Source organism: Weizmannia acidilactici (assembly GCF_008974225.1).
GTDB lineage: Bacteria > Bacillota > Bacilli > Bacillales > Bacillaceae_C > Weizmannia > Weizmannia acidilactici.
Map to the genome: position 1 here is coordinate 1 of NZ_BKZR01000103.1, position 1,180 is coordinate 1,180.

Here is a 1,180-nt window from a genome sequence, read left to right on the forward strand (position 1 = left end):
GGTCTTCATGAAAACGAAAGATGATTTTCTGGAAGGCGCCAAAGTCACAAAAGACAATCAAATTTACGGGACGCCAAACAGCAAAGCAAAAGCCGGAACCGGCAACTCGCCGAACGATGATCTCGGAAAAAGAAAAAAGTAACCGGCAGCCAAGTATTTCTTGGCTGTTTTTTGTCATAAGTCCGGCTTATGGCAGCTGATCTGAAAATGGAAATGGCTTTTTCCCCAGCCGGTCGTATAGTAAAAATGAGGGAGGAGAAAGAATTGTCCCAAATAATCCTGTTCTCATTATCTAGAAATATCCCGGGACACCCAAGAAATTTGACTTATTACTGCAGGCAAGTAGAAAATGCAGGTTCCGAAACAAGGGCCTAAAAATAATATACGAGGGGGATGGAAAATGGACAATAAACAGGATGTGATAAAACAATTCGGCCAAAATCCGGAAAGCTATGTGGAAAGTGCGATCCACCGCGAGGGGAAAGATTTGCAGATGCTTGTTGAAATGGCTTCGCTTCAAGGCGGCGAAAAGTTCCTCGATATCGCAACGGGCGGCGGGCATACCGCTAATATTTTTGCACCGCTTGTGACGGAAGTGGCGGCACTCGATTTAACGGAAGGAATGCTAAAGGCTGCTGAAAATTTTATCAGGGGAAACGGGCATCAAAACGTTACGTTTATTCAAGGGGATGCCGAAAACCTTCCTTTTCCGGATAGGGTATTTGACATCGCCGCCTGCCGCATTGCATCGCACCATTTTTCGAATGTAAAAGGATTTGTCAGAGAAGTGCAGCGTGTGTTAAAGCAGGGTGGGCAGTTTCTTCTGGACGACAATGTCGCTCCGGAAGACGATGAACTCGATCAATTTTATAATACGATAGAAAAATGTCGCGATTACAGCCATTTCAGGGCATGGAAAAAATCGGAATGGGTCCGGATGCTGGAATGTGGCGGATTTGATTTAGTGGAAATGCGCATTTTCAGAAAAACGTTCTATTTTGAAAAGTGGTGCAGGCAAATGAACCTGCCGGAAAAAGAAAAAATAAATTTGAATCGTTTCATATTGGCATCAAATGAAAAAATCAATAACCATTTTCATATTGTGATAGAGGATGGACTGGTACAAACCTTTCAAGGGGAAGCGGTGTTGATCAAAGCCGTTGTACGCTGATAAACGGAT

At 43.6% G+C, this 1,180-nt stretch carries 1 protein-coding gene; it reads left to right on the forward strand.

Annotated elements, in window-relative coordinates; genetic code table 11:
- The first annotated feature begins 400 nt into the window (after positions 1-400).
- Positions 401-1,171: a class I SAM-dependent methyltransferase gene (locus GBH70_RS16405; protein WP_151682013.1), complete on the forward strand. Its 771-nt coding sequence runs from the start codon at positions 401-403 to the stop codon at positions 1,169-1,171.
- Positions 1,172-1,180 lie beyond the last annotated feature (9 nt).